This window comes from Pantoea sp. ABR1s, assembly GCF_057812235.1.
The window spans coordinates 26949-45120 of the sequence record NZ_JBSZSY010000001.1 but is presented as its reverse complement, the minus strand read 5'-3'; the positions used below and the strand labels follow the sequence as shown (position 1 = coordinate 45120).

Here is an 18172-nt window from a genome sequence, read left to right as displayed (position 1 = left end):
TGCTCAAATAGGGTGTTGTAACTAATTTGCGGCCGCTGTAATGAAAGAAAGGCGTCCGGGAAGGATCATTTTCACAATGGCAGTGCCCTGATTTTCAGGCCACCGCCAGATGATGAGCGAATAAAAATTACTTAAGAACCCGAACCGTTTTTACATCAATCTCAACACTGTTCCAGTCTTTATCAACTTCACCTTCAAGACGGACTTTATCACTCGGTGATAACGATTGTCCCATCCAGCGCTTGTCATCAATATCGACATTAATCGTTCCGGTAGCATCTTTGAACTCATAAAGTTCATGCCCCACTTGTCTGATAATGTTACCTTCCAGCACGACCCATGCGTCATCACGCAGCGTCTTAACCTGAGCGACAGAAGAGACGCCGGGTGTCGGACCTTTAAATCCGCCCTGAGAATACCCCTGCCCTGCTGGATTAACAAAACCTTCCTGTGCAGAAACTCCAAAACTCATACCGGCAAACAATGCTGCTAAAAGAATCTTTTTCATATTTATCTCCGTTAAAATTGTCGGGCTAATTTACGATGCAGATCTTAACGGGATCTTAAGAAAAGTGATTACCTCCATGTGTTTTAAAAATGTAATGAGCATGATGCGCACGATAAATTCGCATCAGAAAAACAATCAAAGTTAAATCCATGTTGTTAACAAAATAAATTGATAGATAAACAGTTACGTGAGAGCTGAACTTTTAACATTCACTGTATTATGGTCATTGTTACGCTTTCACTTTGCATCATTTCATATAAATCCCATAGCTAACATGTCTGTTAACGGGTATTTTTCCTGGCATAGATATATCCCAGTATTAAAACATTATGTATCGCAGTTTTGCTCATTAACTATTTTTTTCTTTTTACAACCACTCAACTGAGTGGTTTTTTTTATGCCTGGTTCCCGATGATAGTAACAGAACCCAGTAACGCTGAGTATGCAGTGTATCGACAACGGCTCCCATTCGGAATGCAGCCCTTTCTGGCATTAAAAGGGTAAGAATGTTGCCTGATACTGTCTGAAAATGCATAAAAAGAAGAGGAGAGTGGTGATAGCCTGATGCCCACCCAAACTGACAAGAGATAAAGGAACATGCGGAATTTACCGATGTTCGGAGATTCGCCAGCGTGAGCCTACGAGTAAATCAGTTTAATTCAGTCTTTGAGCATCAGCCTGTCCTTCTTTCAGATTCATTTTTGCGGATTCGAGCTTAAGTTTCTTTTCCTCTACCTTGCTGGTTTTCTTCCTGATTCTCTCAGTACAACCTTCTGCCTTCGCTTCCGCAAGTACTGGTCGCAAAACAATCAATACCCGCCATGGTTGCATACTCCTGAGCAACCCATGATATTGATCCAGATCATTATCATCCTGATAAAGAGGCAAACAGCCGGATTGTTAGCATGTCGTTTAACAATCACAGCGAATAATGCCGCATCTTCTTAAAAAGAAACGACAGGAAAGTAAAATGACATCTTTTAATTCTGGCAAGAAATTCGCTTTTGCTATTGCGATGATAACTTCTGTTATGTCCCTTTCCGCCTGCTCAAGCAATTATGTGATCTCCACCAACGATGGGCACATGATTACGACTCATGGCAAACCCGCAAAAGATAAAGAAACAGGCATGATCTCTTATAAAGACACGGATGGAAACATGCATCAGTTACAACAGCACGATGTTAAAGAGATTGTGCAAAAGTAAACCTGCTTTAATAGCAATCTTAATCATTATCCTGAAAATCTGATTCTGTGGGAAAACTGAGCAATGAAAATTTCTGTAATTGGCTTTGGCTTATTATTGTGTGCATCCTCCTCTGCCATGGCCATTGGCCTGAATGCCGAACAAAGTAAAAACACCTCGGTGCTGGACGCAGAAATCGGCCGTTCATCCGGCGGGCTTTATGTTGATGGTCAGTGGATCAAAAATACGGCGGATGGTGTTCAGATTGGTCAGGCGGGTACCGGTTATAACCTTGAAATTGGACCTGTGATGCTGACGGCTGGCGTTAAAGCCGCTTACATCGGCGGCAAAAAAGGAGATAACGGCGTTGCGTTTCCTGTTGGCGGCGGTGTGAAAATCAATCTGCCCGCTAATTTTGCGTTGTATGGAGAAGGTTATTCCGCCCCGGAACAGCTGACCAACAGCGTTAAGAATTTCGTTGAGGCCAATGGCGGTGTCAGCTGGTCACCTGTGGATCCACTGGTTTTAAAAGTGGGCTATCGCTATGCGGGTGTTGATGGCAAAGATGGACGTCCGGGTCATACCCTGATCGATGGTCCCTATATCGGTGGCGGCCTGACATTTTAACGTCGGATGACTCTTCCCTTTTTTTGTGGTGAGGAAACCCTGCCGATCGGTTTCCTTACTCAATCACTCGTCTCAACTCAGGCGGGGAGCACTGAGAAACAGATTATGAAACCTCTTATGCTGATGTTATTTACTCTCTGTCTGACCGGATGTGTGCAGTATAAATGGGTCAAGCCAGATGCATCTGAACAGCAGGAAACAATAACGGAAACAGCCTGTCGGGCCCAGGCACTGCGGGATTTACCCCCTGACAATGTCGTTAGCGGTAAATACACCTCAAAAGACAGTAAATATAAAACCACTGACACCGATTACTCCACCAGCGACGCCAATGAAAGCCAGCGAGAGATACTGGTTAAAGATTGTATGTTTAAAAGAGGCTGGCAACAGATCGAGGTACAGCAATAGCCCCATTCCCCTGACTGAGGCCAGGTCAATCCCTGGCCAGCTTTGATCAGCGTCAGAGGTCAGGTTCAGGTTTTATTTCTGTATCATCCTCTTGCCGATCAGTACGCTGCCGCCGGCACCGTTCCGAGCAATACAACACCTCGTCCCAGCATCGCTCCCACTTTTTTCGCCATGACATCGGTTTATTACACGTTTTGCAGTAGCGAACCGGTAATGACTTTTTATTGCCTTTGAACACGCCAGTCTCTCCTGAGAACCCCTTATAACGCTGACAATAGCGTCTCTTATACAGTTTAGCTTGCTTGTGAGTAAGTATTGAGGGCAATTGAGATCGCTCTGTTTACCGCTTCATCGGCGCATAAGGCAATATGGTACCCGGATGATGTGGCTCAGGTTTCCTTGATTAGCGGACAGCCTCTCTGGCCCCATACGGCGGCTAAAAAGTCATTACGCCCGTAAATAATCAATCCAGGGTCATACAGGTCACGCGTGATTCTGACTGTTTTATCCCCCTTTACTGGGGTTTGTCTCTCCAGGCTTTTAAAACAAAGCCATAACCCGTCTGGTGATGATCGCCTTAACCAGAACGTTAATTAAGTGATAAATTAATCTGATTTCATGACCTTACATATAGTCTGAATAAATCAGCCGCCTGATGGTTATTTTTTAGTAATTTTGCTATGCGTCCTTTACAACCCTATTATGGTGGCCTCATGGACATATCCAGCTTTATCTGGAGAAGTATGCACGGTGACTGCCTCTCGGAACAAAGCAGCTCCGTGATTAGCGAAGCGATTCCGCTGGAAAAGCGGCGTGAAAGCCCGGTTTATCCATAACGTAACTAAATTATTGAACATCATCAGATGAGGCACCTTTTTGACATTTTGAGCGAAGAGTGTAAAAAAAAGAGTAACTTTACTTTTGTTTAAGGGTCTTACGTTAATTACAGTTTAAACTCTTTGAGAAAGCGATTAATATGTTGGCGTTGAACTATCGGTTCTGTATTTTGATTCTTCGAAGGCAAGCATCTTAAAAAAGCAGGTCTGACGAAAAGCATCAGCGTGAACCCGCTCTGTATTTTATTATCTGAACATGACTATGGTGACTTTGATGAGTGACACTCTCAACAGCTTGAATAATATCCGTACCCTTCGCGCAAACGCTCGCGAGCTTGACCTTGCTGCCCTGGAAGAAATGCTGGAAAAACTGTCGGTTGTGGTGAGTGAGCGACGTGAAGAAGCACAGGCTTCTGAAGCAGCTAATCGTGAAAAAGCTGAGAAACTGGCAAAATACCGTGAATTACTGTTGCAGGAAGGTATCGATCCTAACGAACTGTTAAATGGTATGCCGACTGCACCAGCCGTGAAGAAAAAACGCGCTCCTCGTCCGGCTAAATATCAGTACACCGACGAAAATGGTGAGGTTAAGCAGTGGACTGGCCAGGGCCGTACCCCATCTGCTATTAAATCTGCCATTGATGCAGGTAAATCGCTGGATGATTTCCTGATTTAATTCAGTATGCATAATGAAACACCGCCTGCGTCAGGCAGGCGGTTTTTTCACCATAAATCGTCAGGCTCAAGCATCTCAATTACCGGCCAGCCTGTACCCTTTCCTTTCTCATCTTGATATTGTCTCTCCATCCATAATCCTGCTCAGGCGTTACCCTGAACTCAATAACTGAAAAGCTTTACGCAGTCACGCAACAGATAATGGGATTCATTCTGTTCTCTCAACCGCTTTATTTATTCAGCGATTGTGTGTTGCGGGCTGTGATAATTTCCAGTCCGATCTGCTGACCATAAGAGAGCTCAAGCGTATTGCCATCAGGATCGGCAAAAAATGCCCAGTAGCCGACTGGCACACCAGATTGCTGCGCGTCGCGTCGCAACACACCTTCGAGCCGTGCGAGTGCCACTTTTTCATCTATCTCTTCACGGCTGCTACAGGCCACGCCTATATGACCAAATGGACCCAGCGGCGTATCTTCACTGTTGACAGATTGCACCAGCACCAGCGCAAAAGGTCGGGTTAAATCCGACAGCCATGCCACTTTCTGTGCTTCAGGAATGCCAGGTTCACGCTGATGTATCACCTGCATCCCGGCATAACGCTGATAAAAATCTACGCTCTTCTCTAAATCCCGTACCTGTAAAGCAAGATGAGTGAAACCGGTATCGTTTGACATGGCCGCTCCCTGTTTAAGTTGAGCTGTCACCATGCCACAGGCAGGATTCAGGATTTGATCACGGATGCTCAGCCGCTACGTTCTTCACACATGGCCTGGTTACGCCCTGCCCGTTTCGCGTGATACAAAGCCTCATCCGCGCGCGCTATCAGCGATTCTTTTTCCTTTTGTGAGCCTGAAGCAAGATAGACGGCGCAGCCTGCACTCAGGGTGACGTGCTTTTGCGGCAGTTCCGTGGTGAGATGCGGAATATCGAGCCTGTTAACAGCATCGATGATCGATTCAGCGAAGTTCAACGCGGCTGACAACGGCTGTCCGGGCAGAATAATGGCAAACTCTTCGCCGCCATATCGGGCCGTAAGTTCGTTTTTGCGGCGGGCGGCGTTCTTCAGAACAGTAGCCACTTTTTTCAGACAGTCGTCACCCGACACATGGCCGTAGGTATCGTTGAAACGTTTAAAATAATCGATATCGAGCAGGATTAATGACACCGGCTGGCCACTGCGCTCCGCGTTCTGCAGGCATTCAGTCAGGATGTGATCAAAATGGCGCCGGTTGGCAACACCCGTCAGCCCGTCACTCTGTGCCAGATTTTCCAGTGCGCGATTAGCCGCGGTCAGATCATCGCGTAATCGGGTCAGCTCAAGCTGATAACGCAGCGTATGCCGTGCCTGACGCAGTACAAATGCACCCAGTAAAAGAATAACAATCAGCAGCGCCAGGCTCAGAATCAGATCATGTACCCAGCTCTTGAGCCAGTGGTTAAACAGCGCGCGCTTGTCATATCCCGCGGCCACCACCAGCGGGTATCGCTGTGAGCGGACAAAGCCAAAGATGCGTTTTTTACCATCAAGCGCAGCGGTCCACTGACCGCTGCCTTTATCCGCATGGGCCAGCATCCTGAGGAAAAGCGGACTCACTGAGAGGTTTTTGCCGATGTAGCTATCCGGCATCGGACGGGCGTAAAGCACGGTACTGTCTGCCAGCATCAGTACCAGTACATCGCCTTCGCTAAGTTCATAATAGCTGTAGAAACGGCGGAAATAGTCCACTTTGACGGTGGCGAGTAAGACGCCCCGAAAGCCGTTAAAGGCATCGTTCACACGCAGCGTAACCGGGATCACCAGCTCGTGAGTGGTGCGGCTGCGAAGCACCGGGCCGACGTGCAGGGTATCGCGCGGGCTGGTGCGGTGATAATCGAAATATTCACGATCGGAATTATTGATGTCAGGCGGTATCCGGCTCATAGAAGTGGCTATCCATTTCCCCTGCGCATCATAGTAGAATAAGCCATGTAGTTGTGGCAGGTGGCTCTGCAACAGGCGCATCGTCTGGCTCAGCGCCTCGCCATCTACACCGGTTGTGGCAATCTGCTTTTCGAGCTCGCGTTGCACCTCGCGCAAAGAGAGCTCGGTCTGCAAAAATGTATCGTCCGCCTGGCGCGCCTGTGACAGCGACAGATTAACCGCCGTATCTTCAGCTTTATCGACGGTCTCATTCCAGTCTTCCCGCAGCGTCCACACATTTAAGCCAATCACCGCCACGCTGAGCAATACGCCTGAAAGGATAATACTTCTTAGCAGCGGCGAGATTTTTGGCGCTGAACCCTCATTTTTTTGGCGAAACTTCATGCCTGTCCTTAATAAACCCTGTTGACTGATTTAAGCACAGTTAATCAAAAGCAAAAATGCAAATCCCACAATCCTGTTTCAACAATGATAATCCGCAATTAACCAGCAGATTTCGCTTAAAATTTCTTCTTTATTGGTTCAACCAGCACCCTTAATAGAGGATTAATAGCGAATAAGGCTACACTAGCGCTTCAAATATCACGTGGGTAAATGTTACCCTTGCCAGCTGAATAATTTGCACTTCATTGATTAAGTTGAGTATTTGAGGATTTGTTATGAGTAAGAACCTGAGCAGCCTGAACAATATCCGCACGCTTCGTGCAGAGGCGCGCAATATGGCTTTAGATATGCTGGAAGAGTTACGCCAGAAATTAGAGACCGTGGTAAATGAACGTCGTGAAGAGGAAAACGCGCGGGCAGCGGAAGCCCGTGAGAAAGCAGAAAAACTGGCGTTCTACCAGGAGCTGTTAATGGAAGAAGGGATCAACCCGGCGGAGCTGGTGAATAGCGCATCCCCCTCGGTAACCGGCAAAAAGAAACGCGCAAAGCGTCCGGCGAAATACCGTTACAATGACGAAAATGGTCAGGTTCGTTACTGGACGGGTCAGGGCCGAACGCCCTCCGTAATTAAGGCGGCCATTGAAAACGGCCAGTCGCTGGATGATTTCCTGCTGTAGTCGCATTTATTTCTGCCGGAATAGTGACCGTCATTACGCGGGAATATTCCGGCAGGCAAAGTCACAGGCGCAGAAATTCATCCGGGCCTGGTCACTCATCGTCCTGTCGTAATGTCTCATCACTCATCACCGGATGCGGCCCCCGAAATGTCCGGCGCCACTCACTGGGAGAGACGCCAAACCGGGATTTAAAACGCTGACGAAATGACACGGGCGAATCAAAACCCGCCTTTTCTGCCACACATTCAATGCTGATGCCGGTGGTTTCGAGTAATAGCTGGCTGCGTTGCAGACGCTCTGCTGTCAGCCACTCTCCCAGGGACATGCCTGTCGCCTTGTGAAAATGACGCGTCAGCGTTCGCCTGCTCATGCCAAGCGTCCGCGAAAGTGAGTCAAGATCCTGCGGCTGATGCAGATTCTGTCGCAGGGACGCCAGCAACGCGTTGATCTTACTGTCACGCGTTGTTTCCGGAACCGGTCGCTCAATGAACTGCGCCTGACCGCCTTCACGGTAAGGCGGCACCACCATGCGTCTGGCTACCCGATTAGCCATGGCGCTGCCATAGTGGTGACGGATGATATCCAGACAGCAGTCGATGCCCGCCGCGGTGCCGGCAGAGGTGATCAGACGAGTGTCACGGGTATAAAGAGCATTACTGTCGAGGTGAACCTGCGGAAAGCGCTCGCTGAAGTCACGCTCAAATTCCCAGTGAGTGGCAGCACGATGCTTATCGAGCAAACCTGCATAAGCCAGTACGTAAGTGCCCAGACATAGTCCAACGATCTCTGCGCCGCGCTGCCAGGCTGCCACCAGCTTATCAAGCAGCGCCTGCGCAGGTTTTTCAGCCGGATTATGCCAGTAGGGCACGATAATAATGTCCGCCTGATCAAGCGGGTCAAGACCCTGTTCCACCGTAATTGACAACCCCATCTCTGAGATGACCGGGCCTGGTTTCAGTGCGCAGATATCGACATGAAACAGATCCTGCTGCGGCAGGGCTGAGCCGAACAGAATACAGGGAACTGAAAAATGAAACGGACTAAAACCGGCCGTTGCCAGCACCGCGACTCTCAGAGCAGCCATCCTCTCCCCCTTATTGTGTGAAAGCGTAGTGTTGAGAACTCACGGCACAATTGTGCCGGTTTAGTGCCACGACGCTCAGAACGTCATTGTTTCACCATCTTCCGGGATCAGCACCTGGTCAGCAATACCCTGTTCGGTAGTCCAGGCTCGCAGCTCTGCGCGCGTCAGCAAACAGTGGTTGATCGCCTCCATGTGTGAGGCAACCAGCGTTGCGTCAGGCAGGATATTCAGCGTGCGCTGGGTATCCTCTTTTCCCATGATAATCGGCCCATAGAGATCGTTGGTTGCATTGCCGATATTCATTACCACCACCTGCGGCTGAAAACGTTGCAGCGCTCTGACATAGGGTTTGACCCATACGGTATCGCCAGCTATATAGAGGGTTTTTTCTGCCGGATGGGTAAAGACCAGGCCACAGGCGTCACCCAGAATATCGCCCATCACTTTGTCGGCATATAACGCATTGCTGCCGTGCTGACCGTCGGTTTTATAAATCGTCAAGCCATCAACAAACGGATTCTCATCCTGCAGCACGCGAACATTTTCAAACCCCTGCGAACGAATCAGCGCTGCATCCGTTTCATCCTGGCTGTAGATCATCATCGTCTTCGGCACTAGCTGCTGCGCAGCCTCATCCCAGTGATCCATATGCGTGTGGGTGATAATCACCGCATCGACTGCCAGCAGTGCAGCGACCGGGACAGGCAGCTCAACCATCGGATTTCTCAGATGGGGACGGGCATTTCCGGCAAACCCGGGCCAGGCCTCTTTTTCGGCCAGCATCGGGTCGATCAGGAATTTTTTGCCTGCATAGTCCAGTAGCAGGGTGGCATTACGAATCTGGGTCAGCTTCATTTTGGCTCCGTAAACAGTCTCAGTGAAATCAGCCAGGCTTACTGGCTACCATCAGGTTAATTTACGGCACTGTTTACCTGCGCGTAACAGGCTCAAAGGACAGTGTTCGATGGAATCGGGCCAAACTGCACTATTTTCTTGTGGCAGGGTATCTATCGGTGCTGGCGTCGCGACGAGACAGCCCTGAATGTTCAGGAATGGCAGGCGTTCCGGAAGTTGCTTTTAACTCTTTACCGACAACGATAACGCTTTCTTCCGGTGTCTGTTTAAAGCATTGCCGGTTAAGGTATTAGTAGCTCTGGCGCGTCCCGGACCTGTGTTCTGATTATCAACCTTTGACAGGAGAGTCTGTGAACGACTTATGGAAATTGCACTGGCTTGAGGCATCGGGTGATGTTGGGCCCTATAAATCGTCAATAGTCAGGGCCGCTGAGCTCGCCTGCGAGCACCTCTCCTCCGTGACACGTGTCCCTCGTCTGGATATTCTGGTTCAGTGCATGCCGGAGGCAGTAATACCTGAAACCGGTTTTGCAGGCCGGGCTTACGGGCCCACCCTGTTCGGCCTGGCCATTGACCCGGCAAATCCGAATCTGCCCGGGATGCTGGAAAATGGCACGCTGGTGCGGCATATCGTGCATGAAGTCCATCACTGTTTGCGAATGCGCGGGCCGGGATATGGCTGGACGCTGGGTGAAGCGCTGGTCAGCGAAGGTCTGGCGGGTCAGTTCGTCTGCTGGCTGCTTAAAACGGCAGCAGAGCCCTGGGAGCAAGCCATAGAGCTAAGCGAGTTGCAGGCTAATCCAGTGCCGCTGACCACGCTGCAAAGTCCTCATTATGATCATTCTGCCTGGTTCTTCGGCACGGGTGACTTTCGCCGATGGTATGGCTATACGTTGGGCTACCAGATGGTTGCCGCATGGCGACGTGATAACGCGGAATGCGCTACAGAGAAATGGTTCAGCGTGACAGCCGATGAGGTGATTGCCGCGGGGCTGGCTAAGGGATTGCTGACAAATTGAGGATAAAAAAATGCCGCAGCAGGCTGCGGCATGTCATTTCAGATTCGCATCAGAAATCGGCTTTCAGAACCACACGGTAATTGGCTTTACCGGCGCGAACGTGATCCAGCGCTTTATTGATGTCAGACATCGGGAAGAACTCAACCTGTGGCGCAATATCCGCACGCGAGGCGAGTCGCAGCAGCGAACGCAGCTGGCCTGGTGAGCCGGTTGATGAACCGGTCACCGCTTTGTCGCCCAGGATCAGATCAAAAGCACTCACTTCAATCGGCTTCATCACGGCACCCACGGTGTGGAATTTACCCTGAGGTGCCAGCGCAGCGAAATAAGGTTTCCAGTCCAGGTCGACCGCCACAGTACTCAGGATCAGGTCAAAACGGCCTGCCTGCTTTTTCAGAGCTTCTGGATCACGGCTGTTAACCACTTCATCCGCGCCCATATCCAGGATCGACTGCTTCTTATCTGGCGTTGAGCTGAATGCCACCACTTCGGCACCCATCGCGTGCAGGATCTTGATTGCGATATGGCCAAGTCCGCCGATACCAATCACACCCACACGGCTGGTTGCCGTGATGTTGCTCATCAGCAGCGGTTTAAACACGGTGATACCGCCACACAGCAGCGGACCGGCGCTCGCCACATCCAGTTTTTCTGGCAGCGGAATAACCCATTGCCAGTCAGCACGCAGCTTCTCGGCAAAACCACCTTTGTTCATGATGGTCGGGATGCTGCCCTGCTGACAGTTAACCTGCTCGCCGTTAATACAGGCATCGCAGTGCTGACAGCTTTTTGCTGTCCAGCCGATTCCTACACGCTGGCCGACTGAAAGACCTTTGTTCTTAGCCGCTTCGCCCAGGGCTGAAACCCGGCCAATCACTTCATGTCCTGCAATCACCGGGAACTGAGAGATGCCCCACTCGTTGTCGATCATCGACAGATCTGAGTGGCAGACGCCACAATATTCGACCTGGACTTCGACTTCTTCGGCTGCCAGTTCGGCGGCATCGTACTCATAGAGTTCAAGGGCCTGGCCAGCCTGCATGGCTGCATAACTTTTAATTTTCATTCATACCTCTGCGTGGTTAATCACCGACAAGTGTAACAACTGAAAGCCCGCCCTGCCTGGTCGTTACGCTTACACCGCACTTTTTTGTTTTTTATGCTGATAAATCAGCCCTTAACCTGCGCACCGGAAAGAGTTTGTAACACCTTGAGCTGCGCGACGGCCTCCTGCATTGCATCCATCCCCTGCGTCAGTTCACGCAGGCTGCCAAGATGCTTCGCAATATCAGCGCGCTCATGTCGCGTCTGTTGATTCATGGCCGCCAGCGTATCGGCTGCACTGATACTGCGCTCTGCCATCTGGGCGGCGGTCTGCGCCGAATCACTGGCCACCAGCCGGATACGTGAGATGGTGCTGACTGCCTCACCGATGTTACTGGCCGTAGCTTCAGCCTGCTCTTTTGAGGAGTGCGCCAGACGACGAACTTCGCCCGCGACCACAGCAAATCCCCGCCCAGCCTCGCCTGCACGAGCCGCTTCTACTGCGGCATTCAGCGCCAGGATGTTGGTCTGGAAAGCAATATTGCTGATGCCATGCGTAATCTCATTGATGCCGTTGGAAATTTTCTCCAGATCGTCCAGACCATCATCCAGCCGGCCCTGCGCCTGCTGACTCTCGGTGGCGATATTACTGATGTTACGGATACTGCTCTCTGCCAGGCTCAGGGTTTCTCCCTGGCTCTGAGTGGCTGTTTCCAGCACCGGCAGCGCCTCCATCAGCGGCGTCAGCGCCTGCTGATAAGTGATAACCCGATCCAGCACCCGCGTCTGGATGCTGTTCAGCGCTTCCCAGCGGCGCAACGCTCGCTGCGCGTAGTGTGCCGCGTAGCCGGCGTACTCTACCGGGAACTGGCTCATCGCTTTGACGTCATGATTAAAGAACACCAGCGCGGAGAGCGTCTGATTGATGGGCACACCCAGGATTTCGCCGAAGCTGGAAAAACCGGCGGCGGCAATGCCTTTGAAGAAATGGGCATTATGCAGCTTATCGGCATTACCGACACGGCGCAGAATACAGTCGTTCATCAGGATCGCCGCGGGTTTGCCATGCTGAGCGGTAAAAGCCTGCCACTCCTGCTGCGTCGTCTGTTTAAAGTCTTTCTCTTCCATCAGGAACAGTCGATCGCCAAACTCAAGATCGCAGAAAAAGTGTACGCCGCCCGATTCAATTTTGGCGATCGAGCGAATAAAGTACTCGCCGCCAACTTTAACGCCAAAAGTGAGTCCCTTTAGCCGTTCGCTCAGTTGCGCTTCGTTGCAGTTGAGATGTTCACACAGCGCCGCAACAAACGATTGCTGCTGCCCCTGGCGGTTAAATACTGACGTTACAGTACGCGCAACCGGATCGGCTTCAGCAATCAGCCAGCTCTGATCGCGTGGCGTAAAGTTCTGGCTTTTAAAAGGAGCAAATGATTTTCCTGGCGCCATCTGGCAGAACACAATCACAGCCTTGCCCTGCAACACCCTGCCACCTGTACCAATCCAGGTGCCATCAAAGGTGATTTTACCCCCGGCAGAACCGCCAATTGCCAGGCAGGGAAAGCGCCCGCTGTTATACCAGGCCTGCATCAGAAAGCCTTCGGATGCCGATAATCCGTCGCAGTAAATCATGGCGAAAGTACGATCGGCCGAGAGCGGCATCCGCACTTGCAAGCGCGCCAGCTCCTGCTGGATGGCGGTGATGCGCTGGCTGGCCGTCTGCGTGTCGGCGACATGCAGATCAACAATATGCGTCTCATGGCGTGCGATCAGTGTGTCCGGCAGCCAGAGGTAGCTTCCCTCCGGGCCATTGCCATCACAGTAGGTGCTTTGCGATCTGCTGCTGCTCAGCGCGCCGTTGGAAGAGAGCGTCAATACCGTCAGGTCGGCGGAATTGAATCGCTGCCAGGCCTGACTGACCCGCTGAAAATCGGCTTCAGGCGGAACGAAGGTCATCAGGATGCCGCCCGCCCGCGAGCTTAAACCCACGGAGGCCAGTGAATCTGGCAACGCACGACAATCGTAGGTGCCATTGGCAGGCTGACTGCTACGCCTAAGACGGGCAACAGGCAGGTGTCTTTTGATCGTCTTAATGATCGACATATTATTATTTTCGCTTTTATTTGAGTAATTTGCGCTTAAATCAGCGCTTTCTGGTGTGTATAAAAGGAGGGCTAAAAGCAGGTCCGTTCGCGTTCAGAACTCGTCGCGGAGTGCCGGGTTCATCAATGATCGGCGCGCTCAACGCCTGTTGGTTATCGCCAGTAGCGGGAAAACCTTTAACGATTGCTGCAGTTGGTTTAATGGATGAAGATGTTATATTTTCGTAGCATAAAATAAGCTTTAGCGTGATTTTATCGGGAAGATATAAGGCTGTGCGGGTGACTGATGTTTACTGTTTGCGATACAGACTCATCAGTGCGACAATTGTAATGTCAAGTGTAAATACAAAGGAACTCGCTATGGGCACAATTAACATTCGAATCGATGATGACCTGAAGACACGATCCTATGCTGCGCTCGAAAAAATGGGTGTGACTCCTTCTGAAGCGCTGCGCCTGATGCTTGAATATATTGCAGATAATGAACGTCTTCCCTTTAAGCAAACGTTACTCAGTGACGAAGATGCGGCGTTAGTAGACATAGTTAAAGAACGCCTGCGAAACCCTGAGCCTGTCCGGGTCACACTGGATGACCTTTAATGACCTGGCAACTGGAGTTCGATCAGAGGGCACTGAAAGAGTGGCGCAAGCTGGGCCCGACAGTACGTGAACAGCTTAAAAAGAAGCTGGCTGAGTGTCTTGAGTCACCCAGAATTGAGGCGAACAAACTCAGCGGGATACCTGACTGCTATAAGATCAAGCTAAAGTCATCCGGTTATCGACTTGTATACCAGGTTATTGATGACCGGGTGGTGGTTTTTGTGGTGGCTGTCGGGAAAAGAGAGCGCTCAGAGGTTTATTCTGCCGCTTCCAGGCGTCTCTCTTAAACAGGAGACTTCACCGCTAACAAACAAAGCGGCGCTATTCCTGTTTACCTGTCACTCTGCTGGTTCCAGTGCTGTTCGCAGCGCTCCCGAGCTTCGGCAGGCAGGTCACGTAAGTCTGGGAGCGTGTCGCCGGAACCGTAGCCTATTGATCCCCTCGCTTCCTGCTGTTCATCCTGCGCGGCGAACGTGATTTTCTCATCCAGCTGCTGCCAGCTATCACCCTGCGACAAATTAAAATCAGTCTTATCAATACTTTAATTCTGTGCATTTGCATAAACGAAGCGGGCGACTATGCTTGCAGGTGTGACTAGCTAGTCCTTTTTATCTAATGGAACATTGATATGAGGTCTTCCTATGACACAACAGAAATACAGAGGTGGTGCCGGCAATTTTGCCAACGATCCAGAACGGGCGAGTGAAGCTGGCAGTGCAGGAGGCAAGGCCAGTGGGGGCAATTTCAAAAACGATCCTGAAAAAGCCAGGGAAGCCGGTCGGAAAGGAGGCAAAATTAGTCGCCGTCCTTCTAAGTAATTCTGAATAAAGCGCTTTAGGACGTATTACGCCATGGAATGGCATCTATTCCAATCAGGTTCATCATGCCCCCTCTTTTAGCCTTAATGCCTCTCTGACCAGGGTAAAAGCGGGTGAATGTTGCTTGCGGCTGGGATAGTAGAGGTAATAGCCGGGAAACGGCTCGCACCAGCGCTCCAGCACGCGGATCAAGGTGCCCTGCTCCAGCCCTTCTGCGACTTCCTGCTCAGGCAGGAAAGCGATCCCCAGCCCGGCGAGAGCCGCTTCTGCAATGTGTGCCGAAGTGTTGAACGTTAGCTGTCCATCCACCCGTACATTTAACGGCCCCTCTTCACCGTCAAACTCCCAGACGTACAACCCACCCGCTGTCGCCTGCCGCATGTTAATGCAGTTGTGATGCAGTAGATCCTGTGGAACCTGCGGCGCAGCATGACGCCGAAAGTAGTCGGGCGTGGCCACCGCAGCCATCCGTAATGGCGGGCTTATCGGCATCGCTACCATGTCTTTATCAATGGTGTCCCCCATCCTGACCCCTGCATCAAATCGGTCGGCCACGATATTGCGTAAGCCATGATTAGCATCGAACTCAAGCCGGATATCAGGATAAGCCGCCAGCAATGGCGCCAGCTTTGGCATCAGGAGCGAGCTAAGAATATGCGGCCCGCAGGTGATCCGTACCGTGCCGGCTGGCTTGTCCCGCATCGCGGTCAGCATATCCAGTTCCGCCTCAATTTCATCGAATCGGTTGCCAATCGCCTGGATTAACCGTTCACCCGCCGCGGTCGGTGAGACGTTACGGGTCGTGCGGGTAAGCAGCCGAATCTCCATCCGGTTTTCCAGCGCGGTAATGGTCTGACTCAATGCAGGCTGCGTCACGCCCAGCAGCGCTGCCGCGCGGGTAAAGCTGCCCTCACGCGCCACGGTAATAAAAGCCTGCAGGTCATTCATGTTGCGCTTCATACTGCACTCCCGCCGATAGATTTATAAGTTCTGGTTATAACCCCATTAAGGATTCATTAGCTAGTCAATATAAAGCGAAACAGTAAAATTTCCTGAGTTCATCAGCACCGCAAACAATGAAACAGGACACAACATGACTTCCACGGAAACAACTGACTGTTCCCCCCGGCATAAAGAAGCGCACTGGGGTGGTGTATGGGCAATGACGCTGTGTGTATTCGCGCTCATCGCCTCTGAATTCATGCCGGTCAGCCTGTTATCGCCGTTATCACAAGATCTGGCGGTCAGCGAAGGTCTGGTCGGACAGGGCATCGCTATCTCCGGCGCACTGGCAGTGATCACCAGCCTCTCAATAACCCGCATCGCAGGGAACCTCGACCGCAAAATTCTGTTGCTGGCGCTCACGCTGGTAATGGCACTATCCGGATTGATGGTGGCGATGGCACCCAACTATCTGACTTACATGACTGGCCGGGCATTGATTGGCGTGGTGATTGGCGGTTTCTGGTCGATGTCAGCGGCGGTCGCTATCCGGCTGGTCCCCTCCGGGCAGGTGCCGCGCGCGCTGGCCATTTTCAACGGCGGCAATGCGCTGGCGACGGTTATCGCTGCACCGCTGGGCAGCTATCTCGGTTCTGTCATTGGCTGGCGCGGGGCTTTTTTCAGCCTGGTGCCGGTAGCCTTGATCGCCCTGATCTGGCAGGCGTTCACGCTGCCATCGATGCCGGTCAACTCGGCCCGGCAGCGCAGCGGAAAAATTCTGCAGCTGCTGCGTTCGCCGCTGGTTACGGTGGGTATGACCGCCTGCGGCCTGCTCTTTATGGGCCAGTTCACCCTGTTTACCTATCTCCGTCCGTTTCTGGAAACCGTGACGCAGGTTGACGTTTCTGCGCTGTCGCTGGTGCTGCTGACCATTGGTGTCGCCGGCTTTATCGGCACGCTGATTATCAGTGCTGTTTTGCAGCGCGGATTCTATCTGACCCTGATGATCATCCCGTTGATTATGGCGCTGGTTGCGGTGCTGCTCATGGTGTTCGGTCATCACCTGTGGCTGGTGGCGCCACTGCTTGGCATCTGGGGACTGGTGGCAACAGCGGCACCAACCGGATGGTGGGCCTGGATCGCCAGAACCTTTCCGGAAAATGCCGAGACCGGCGGCGGATTAATGGTGGCCATCGTACAGCTGTCGATTGCTTTGGGGTCGACGCTGGGTGGCCTGGCCTTTGACCATGCAGGCTGGCAGACCACCTTTGCCATCAGCGCCACATTACTGGTCACTGCCGCCGGACTGGCGATGATCACCGCCCGTAAGGAAAGCGCTGCCTGATAGCAGATGTGTTGTTTAACCGGGCAACCCGTTGCCCTCACGTCGTCAACCCCGATAAGGATCTTCTTATGAGAGCATTAACCCTGATGTTTGGACTGTTGATCAGTTCATTTGCGGCCAGCGCTGCCGATATGTCACGCGGCGCCGATAACTTTTATCAAAGCGATAAAGTCACCCGCGAGAAAGTCACCTTTAAAAACCAGTATCAGATGGGTGTGACCGGCACGCTGTACAGACCAAAAGAGGCCGGTAAAACGGCGCGCCTTCCGGCGATTGTGGTAGGTCATCCGATGGGCGCAGTCAAAGAGCAGAGCGCCAGCCTCTATGCGCAGAAAATGGCTGAGCAGGGATTTATTACCCTGGCAATTGATCTTTCATTCTGGGGCGAAAGTGAAGGCCAGCCGCGCAACGCGGTCTCTCCGGATATCTATGCCGAAGACTTCAGCGCCGCCGTGGATTACCTGGGTACCCGCGAATTTGTCGATCGCGACAGGATTGGTGTGCTGGGTATCTGTGGCAGTGGCAGTTTTGTCATCAGCGCAGCGAAGATTGATCCCCGCATGAAAGCCATTGCTACCGTCAGCATGTATGACATGGGGTCAGCCAACCGTAATGCGCTGAATAAAAGCCAGACACTGGCGCAGCGCAAGCAAATCATTGAAGCGGCGGCACAGCAACGCTATGTAGAGTTCACCGGGGGTAAAACTGAGTACACCAGTGGTACACCACATAAAATTGATGCTGATTCGCCTCCGATAGCCAAAGAGTTCTATGATTTTTACCGGACGCCTCGCGGTGAGTTCACACCGAAAAACAGTTCAGCTGCGCTGACCACGCACCCGACGCTCACCAGCAACGTGAAATTCATGAACTTCTATCCGTTTAATGACATTGAGACCATCTCACCGCGCCCGATGCTCTTCATCACGGGTGATAAAGCGCATTCACGCGAGTTCAGCGAAGATGCGTTCCAGCGTGCGGCACAGCCCAAAGAGCTCTATATCGTGCCTGATGCAGGCCATGTGGACCTTTATGACCGCACTGACCTGATCCCGTTTGCGAAGCTGACCGCCTTCTTTAAACAGCATTTGTAATCTTCCGCTGATCATTGATCCCAGCCCGTCTGCAGCCGCCTGCAGAC

21 protein-coding genes are annotated in these 18172 nt (G+C 51.6%); 11 read left to right on the top strand and 10 right to left on the bottom strand.

Annotation, left to right across the window (positions count from 1 at the left end):
- Positions 1 to 127 precede the first annotated feature (127 nt).
- Complete coding sequence (locus ACXKZD_RS19260; protein ID WP_010671929.1) at positions 128 to 508, bottom strand: YgiW/YdeI family stress tolerance OB fold protein; 381 nt, start codon at positions 506 to 508, stop codon at positions 128 to 130.
- A 970-nt stretch (positions 509 to 1478) separates the two neighbouring features.
- Here ACXKZD_RS19260 and ACXKZD_RS19255 point away from each other — a divergent pair.
- The 3 genes from ACXKZD_RS19255 (at position 1479) to ACXKZD_RS19245 (ending at position 2729) form a co-directional block, all read left to right on the top strand.
- A complete protein-coding gene (locus tag ACXKZD_RS19255; protein ID WP_010257065.1) occupies positions 1479 to 1715 on the top strand; it encodes a YgdI/YgdR family lipoprotein in 237 nt (78 codons plus the stop codon).
- Positions 1716 to 1778: 63 nt separating this feature from the next.
- Positions 1779 to 2321 carry a YfaZ family outer membrane protein gene (locus ACXKZD_RS19250; protein ID WP_033770122.1) on the top strand — a complete coding sequence of 181 codons (543 nt, stop codon included), beginning with the start codon at positions 1779 to 1781 and terminating at the stop codon, positions 2319 to 2321.
- A 105-nt stretch (positions 2322 to 2426) separates the two neighbouring features.
- Positions 2427 to 2729 carry a hypothetical protein gene (locus ACXKZD_RS19245; protein ID WP_029519489.1) on the top strand — a complete coding sequence of 101 codons (303 nt, stop codon included), beginning with the start codon at positions 2427 to 2429 and terminating at the stop codon, positions 2727 to 2729.
- A 52-nt stretch (positions 2730 to 2781) separates the two neighbouring features.
- On the opposite strand, the gene ACXKZD_RS19240 is transcribed toward ACXKZD_RS19245, so the two are convergent.
- Positions 2782 to 2967 carry a DUF2256 domain-containing protein gene (locus ACXKZD_RS19240; protein ID WP_010671932.1) on the bottom strand — a complete coding sequence of 62 codons (186 nt, stop codon included), beginning with the start codon at positions 2965 to 2967 and terminating at the stop codon, positions 2782 to 2784.
- An 872-nt stretch (positions 2968 to 3839) separates the two neighbouring features.
- Between ACXKZD_RS19240 and ACXKZD_RS19235 the strand changes: the two genes are divergently transcribed.
- Positions 3840 to 4241, top strand: a complete 402-nt coding sequence (locus ACXKZD_RS19235) for an H-NS family histone-like protein (protein ID WP_010257055.1) — start codon at positions 3840 to 3842, stop codon at positions 4239 to 4241.
- Positions 4242 to 4470: 229 nt separating this feature from the next.
- Here ACXKZD_RS19235 and ACXKZD_RS19230 read toward each other — a convergent pair whose 3' ends face one another.
- Together ACXKZD_RS19230 and ACXKZD_RS19225 are read right to left on the bottom strand one after the other, a co-directional pair.
- Positions 4471 to 4917 carry a VOC family protein gene (locus ACXKZD_RS19230; protein WP_346542432.1) on the bottom strand — a complete coding sequence of 149 codons (447 nt, stop codon included), beginning with the start codon at positions 4915 to 4917 and terminating at the stop codon, positions 4471 to 4473.
- A gap of 68 nt (positions 4918 to 4985) precedes the next feature.
- Complete coding sequence (locus tag ACXKZD_RS19225; RefSeq protein WP_191919426.1) at positions 4986 to 6548, bottom strand: sensor domain-containing diguanylate cyclase; 1563 nt, start codon at positions 6546 to 6548, stop codon at positions 4986 to 4988.
- Positions 6549 to 6823: 275 nt separating this feature from the next.
- Here ACXKZD_RS19225 and ACXKZD_RS19220 point away from each other — a divergent pair, with 275 nt between their 5' ends.
- A complete protein-coding gene (locus tag ACXKZD_RS19220) occupies positions 6824 to 7225 on the top strand; it encodes an H-NS family histone-like protein (RefSeq protein ID WP_010257048.1) in 402 nt (133 codons plus the stop codon).
- A 91-nt stretch (positions 7226 to 7316) separates the two neighbouring features.
- Here ACXKZD_RS19220 and ACXKZD_RS19215 read toward each other — a convergent pair whose 3' ends face one another.
- On the bottom strand, positions 7317 to 8309 hold the full coding sequence (locus ACXKZD_RS19215) for a GlxA family transcriptional regulator (protein ID WP_163641589.1): 993 nt from the start codon (positions 8307 to 8309) through the stop codon (positions 7317 to 7319).
- A gap of 75 nt (positions 8310 to 8384) precedes the next feature.
- Positions 8385 to 9164 (bottom strand): MBL fold metallo-hydrolase, encoded by a 780-nt coding sequence (locus tag ACXKZD_RS19210; protein ID WP_010671936.1) that lies wholly within the window; start codon positions 9162 to 9164, stop codon positions 8385 to 8387.
- 350 nt (positions 9165 to 9514) lie between these two features.
- Between ACXKZD_RS19210 and ACXKZD_RS19205 the strand changes: the two genes are divergently transcribed.
- A complete protein-coding gene (locus tag ACXKZD_RS19205; RefSeq protein WP_031292291.1) occupies positions 9515 to 10183 on the top strand; it encodes a DUF2268 domain-containing putative Zn-dependent protease in 669 nt (222 codons plus the stop codon).
- Positions 10184 to 10232: 49 nt separating this feature from the next.
- On the opposite strand, the gene ahr is transcribed toward ACXKZD_RS19205, so the two are convergent.
- The gene (ahr, locus tag ACXKZD_RS19200; protein WP_010257039.1) at positions 10233 to 11249 is read right to left on the bottom strand and encodes an NADPH-dependent aldehyde reductase Ahr; all 1017 of its coding nucleotides are present in this window, start codon (positions 11247 to 11249) and stop codon (positions 10233 to 10235) included.
- 104 nt (positions 11250 to 11353) lie between these two features.
- Positions 11354 to 13327, bottom strand: coding sequence for a methyl-accepting chemotaxis protein (locus ACXKZD_RS19195; RefSeq protein WP_122459953.1), 1974 nt, complete (start codon positions 13325 to 13327; stop codon positions 11354 to 11356).
- A gap of 359 nt (positions 13328 to 13686) precedes the next feature.
- Between ACXKZD_RS19195 and ACXKZD_RS19190 the strand changes: the two genes are divergently transcribed.
- Positions 13687 to 13926, top strand: a complete 240-nt coding sequence (locus ACXKZD_RS19190; protein ID WP_033759932.1) for a type II toxin-antitoxin system RelB/DinJ family antitoxin — start codon at positions 13687 to 13689, stop codon at positions 13924 to 13926.
- Entirely contained in the window at positions 13926 to 14213 is a 288-nt protein-coding gene (locus ACXKZD_RS19185) for a type II toxin-antitoxin system RelE family toxin (protein ID WP_010257030.1), read from the top strand. Before ACXKZD_RS19190 ends, ACXKZD_RS19185 begins: the two co-directional genes overlap by 1 nt.
- A gap of 44 nt (positions 14214 to 14257) precedes the next feature.
- On the opposite strand, the gene ACXKZD_RS19180 is transcribed toward ACXKZD_RS19185, so the two are convergent.
- Positions 14258 to 14443, bottom strand: coding sequence for a hypothetical protein (locus tag ACXKZD_RS19180; RefSeq protein WP_033786345.1), 186 nt, complete (start codon positions 14441 to 14443; stop codon positions 14258 to 14260).
- A 124-nt stretch (positions 14444 to 14567) separates the two neighbouring features.
- Here ACXKZD_RS19180 and ACXKZD_RS19175 point away from each other — a divergent pair, with 124 nt between their 5' ends.
- Positions 14568 to 14744, top strand: a complete 177-nt coding sequence (locus tag ACXKZD_RS19175) for a con-10 family general stress protein (protein WP_010257023.1) — start codon at positions 14568 to 14570, stop codon at positions 14742 to 14744.
- A gap of 63 nt (positions 14745 to 14807) precedes the next feature.
- Here ACXKZD_RS19175 and ACXKZD_RS19170 read toward each other — a convergent pair whose 3' ends face one another.
- Positions 14808 to 15704, bottom strand: coding sequence for a LysR family transcriptional regulator (locus ACXKZD_RS19170; RefSeq protein WP_062759515.1), 897 nt, complete (start codon positions 15702 to 15704; stop codon positions 14808 to 14810).
- A gap of 202 nt (positions 15705 to 15906) precedes the next feature.
- On the opposite strand from ACXKZD_RS19170, the gene ACXKZD_RS19165 reads away from it, so the two are divergent.
- Together ACXKZD_RS19165 and ACXKZD_RS19160 are read left to right on the top strand one after the other, a co-directional pair.
- Positions 15907 to 17031 carry an MFS transporter gene (locus ACXKZD_RS19165; protein ID WP_331843457.1) on the top strand — a complete coding sequence of 375 codons (1125 nt, stop codon included), beginning with the start codon at positions 15907 to 15909 and terminating at the stop codon, positions 17029 to 17031.
- A gap of 68 nt (positions 17032 to 17099) precedes the next feature.
- On the top strand, positions 17100 to 18125 hold the full coding sequence (locus ACXKZD_RS19160) for an alpha/beta hydrolase (RefSeq protein WP_488982106.1): 1026 nt from the start codon (positions 17100 to 17102) through the stop codon (positions 18123 to 18125).
- Positions 18126 to 18172 lie beyond the last annotated feature (47 nt).

Coding starts and splice junctions, on each gene's coding strand:
- ACXKZD_RS19185 (WP_010257030.1), top strand. CDS start 13,926: ATGACCTGGCAACTGGAGTTCGATCAGAGGGCACTGAAAGAGTGGCGC.
- ACXKZD_RS19225 (WP_191919426.1), bottom strand. CDS start 6,548: ATGAAGTTTCGCCAAAAAAATGAGGGTTCAGCGCCAAAAATCTCGCCG.
- ACXKZD_RS19215 (WP_163641589.1), bottom strand. CDS start 8,309: ATGGCTGCTCTGAGAGTCGCGGTGCTGGCAACGGCCGGTTTTAGTCCG.
- ACXKZD_RS19230 (WP_346542432.1), bottom strand. CDS start 4,917: ATGTCAAACGATACCGGTTTCACTCATCTTGCTTTACAGGTACGGGAT.
- ACXKZD_RS19175 (WP_010257023.1), top strand. CDS start 14,568: ATGACACAACAGAAATACAGAGGTGGTGCCGGCAATTTTGCCAACGAT.
- ACXKZD_RS19260 (WP_010671929.1), bottom strand. CDS start 508: ATGAAAAAGATTCTTTTAGCAGCATTGTTTGCCGGTATGAGTTTTGGA.
- ACXKZD_RS19245 (WP_029519489.1), top strand. CDS start 2,427: ATGAAACCTCTTATGCTGATGTTATTTACTCTCTGTCTGACCGGATGT.
- ahr (WP_010257039.1), bottom strand. CDS start 11,249: ATGAAAATTAAAAGTTATGCAGCCATGCAGGCTGGCCAGGCCCTTGAA.
- ACXKZD_RS19195 (WP_122459953.1), bottom strand. CDS start 13,327: ATGTCGATCATTAAGACGATCAAAAGACACCTGCCTGTTGCCCGTCTT.
- ACXKZD_RS19250 (WP_033770122.1), top strand. CDS start 1,779: ATGAAAATTTCTGTAATTGGCTTTGGCTTATTATTGTGTGCATCCTCC.
- ACXKZD_RS19160 (WP_488982106.1), top strand. CDS start 17,100: ATGAGAGCATTAACCCTGATGTTTGGACTGTTGATCAGTTCATTTGCG.
- ACXKZD_RS19235 (WP_010257055.1), top strand. CDS start 3,840: ATGAGTGACACTCTCAACAGCTTGAATAATATCCGTACCCTTCGCGCA.
- ACXKZD_RS19220 (WP_010257048.1), top strand. CDS start 6,824: ATGAGTAAGAACCTGAGCAGCCTGAACAATATCCGCACGCTTCGTGCA.
- ACXKZD_RS19170 (WP_062759515.1), bottom strand. CDS start 15,704: ATGAAGCGCAACATGAATGACCTGCAGGCTTTTATTACCGTGGCGCGT.
- ACXKZD_RS19165 (WP_331843457.1), top strand. CDS start 15,907: ATGACGCTGTGTGTATTCGCGCTCATCGCCTCTGAATTCATGCCGGTC.
- ACXKZD_RS19210 (WP_010671936.1), bottom strand. CDS start 9,164: ATGAAGCTGACCCAGATTCGTAATGCCACCCTGCTACTGGACTATGCA.
- ACXKZD_RS19255 (WP_010257065.1), top strand. CDS start 1,479: ATGACATCTTTTAATTCTGGCAAGAAATTCGCTTTTGCTATTGCGATG.
- ACXKZD_RS19190 (WP_033759932.1), top strand. CDS start 13,687: ATGGGCACAATTAACATTCGAATCGATGATGACCTGAAGACACGATCC.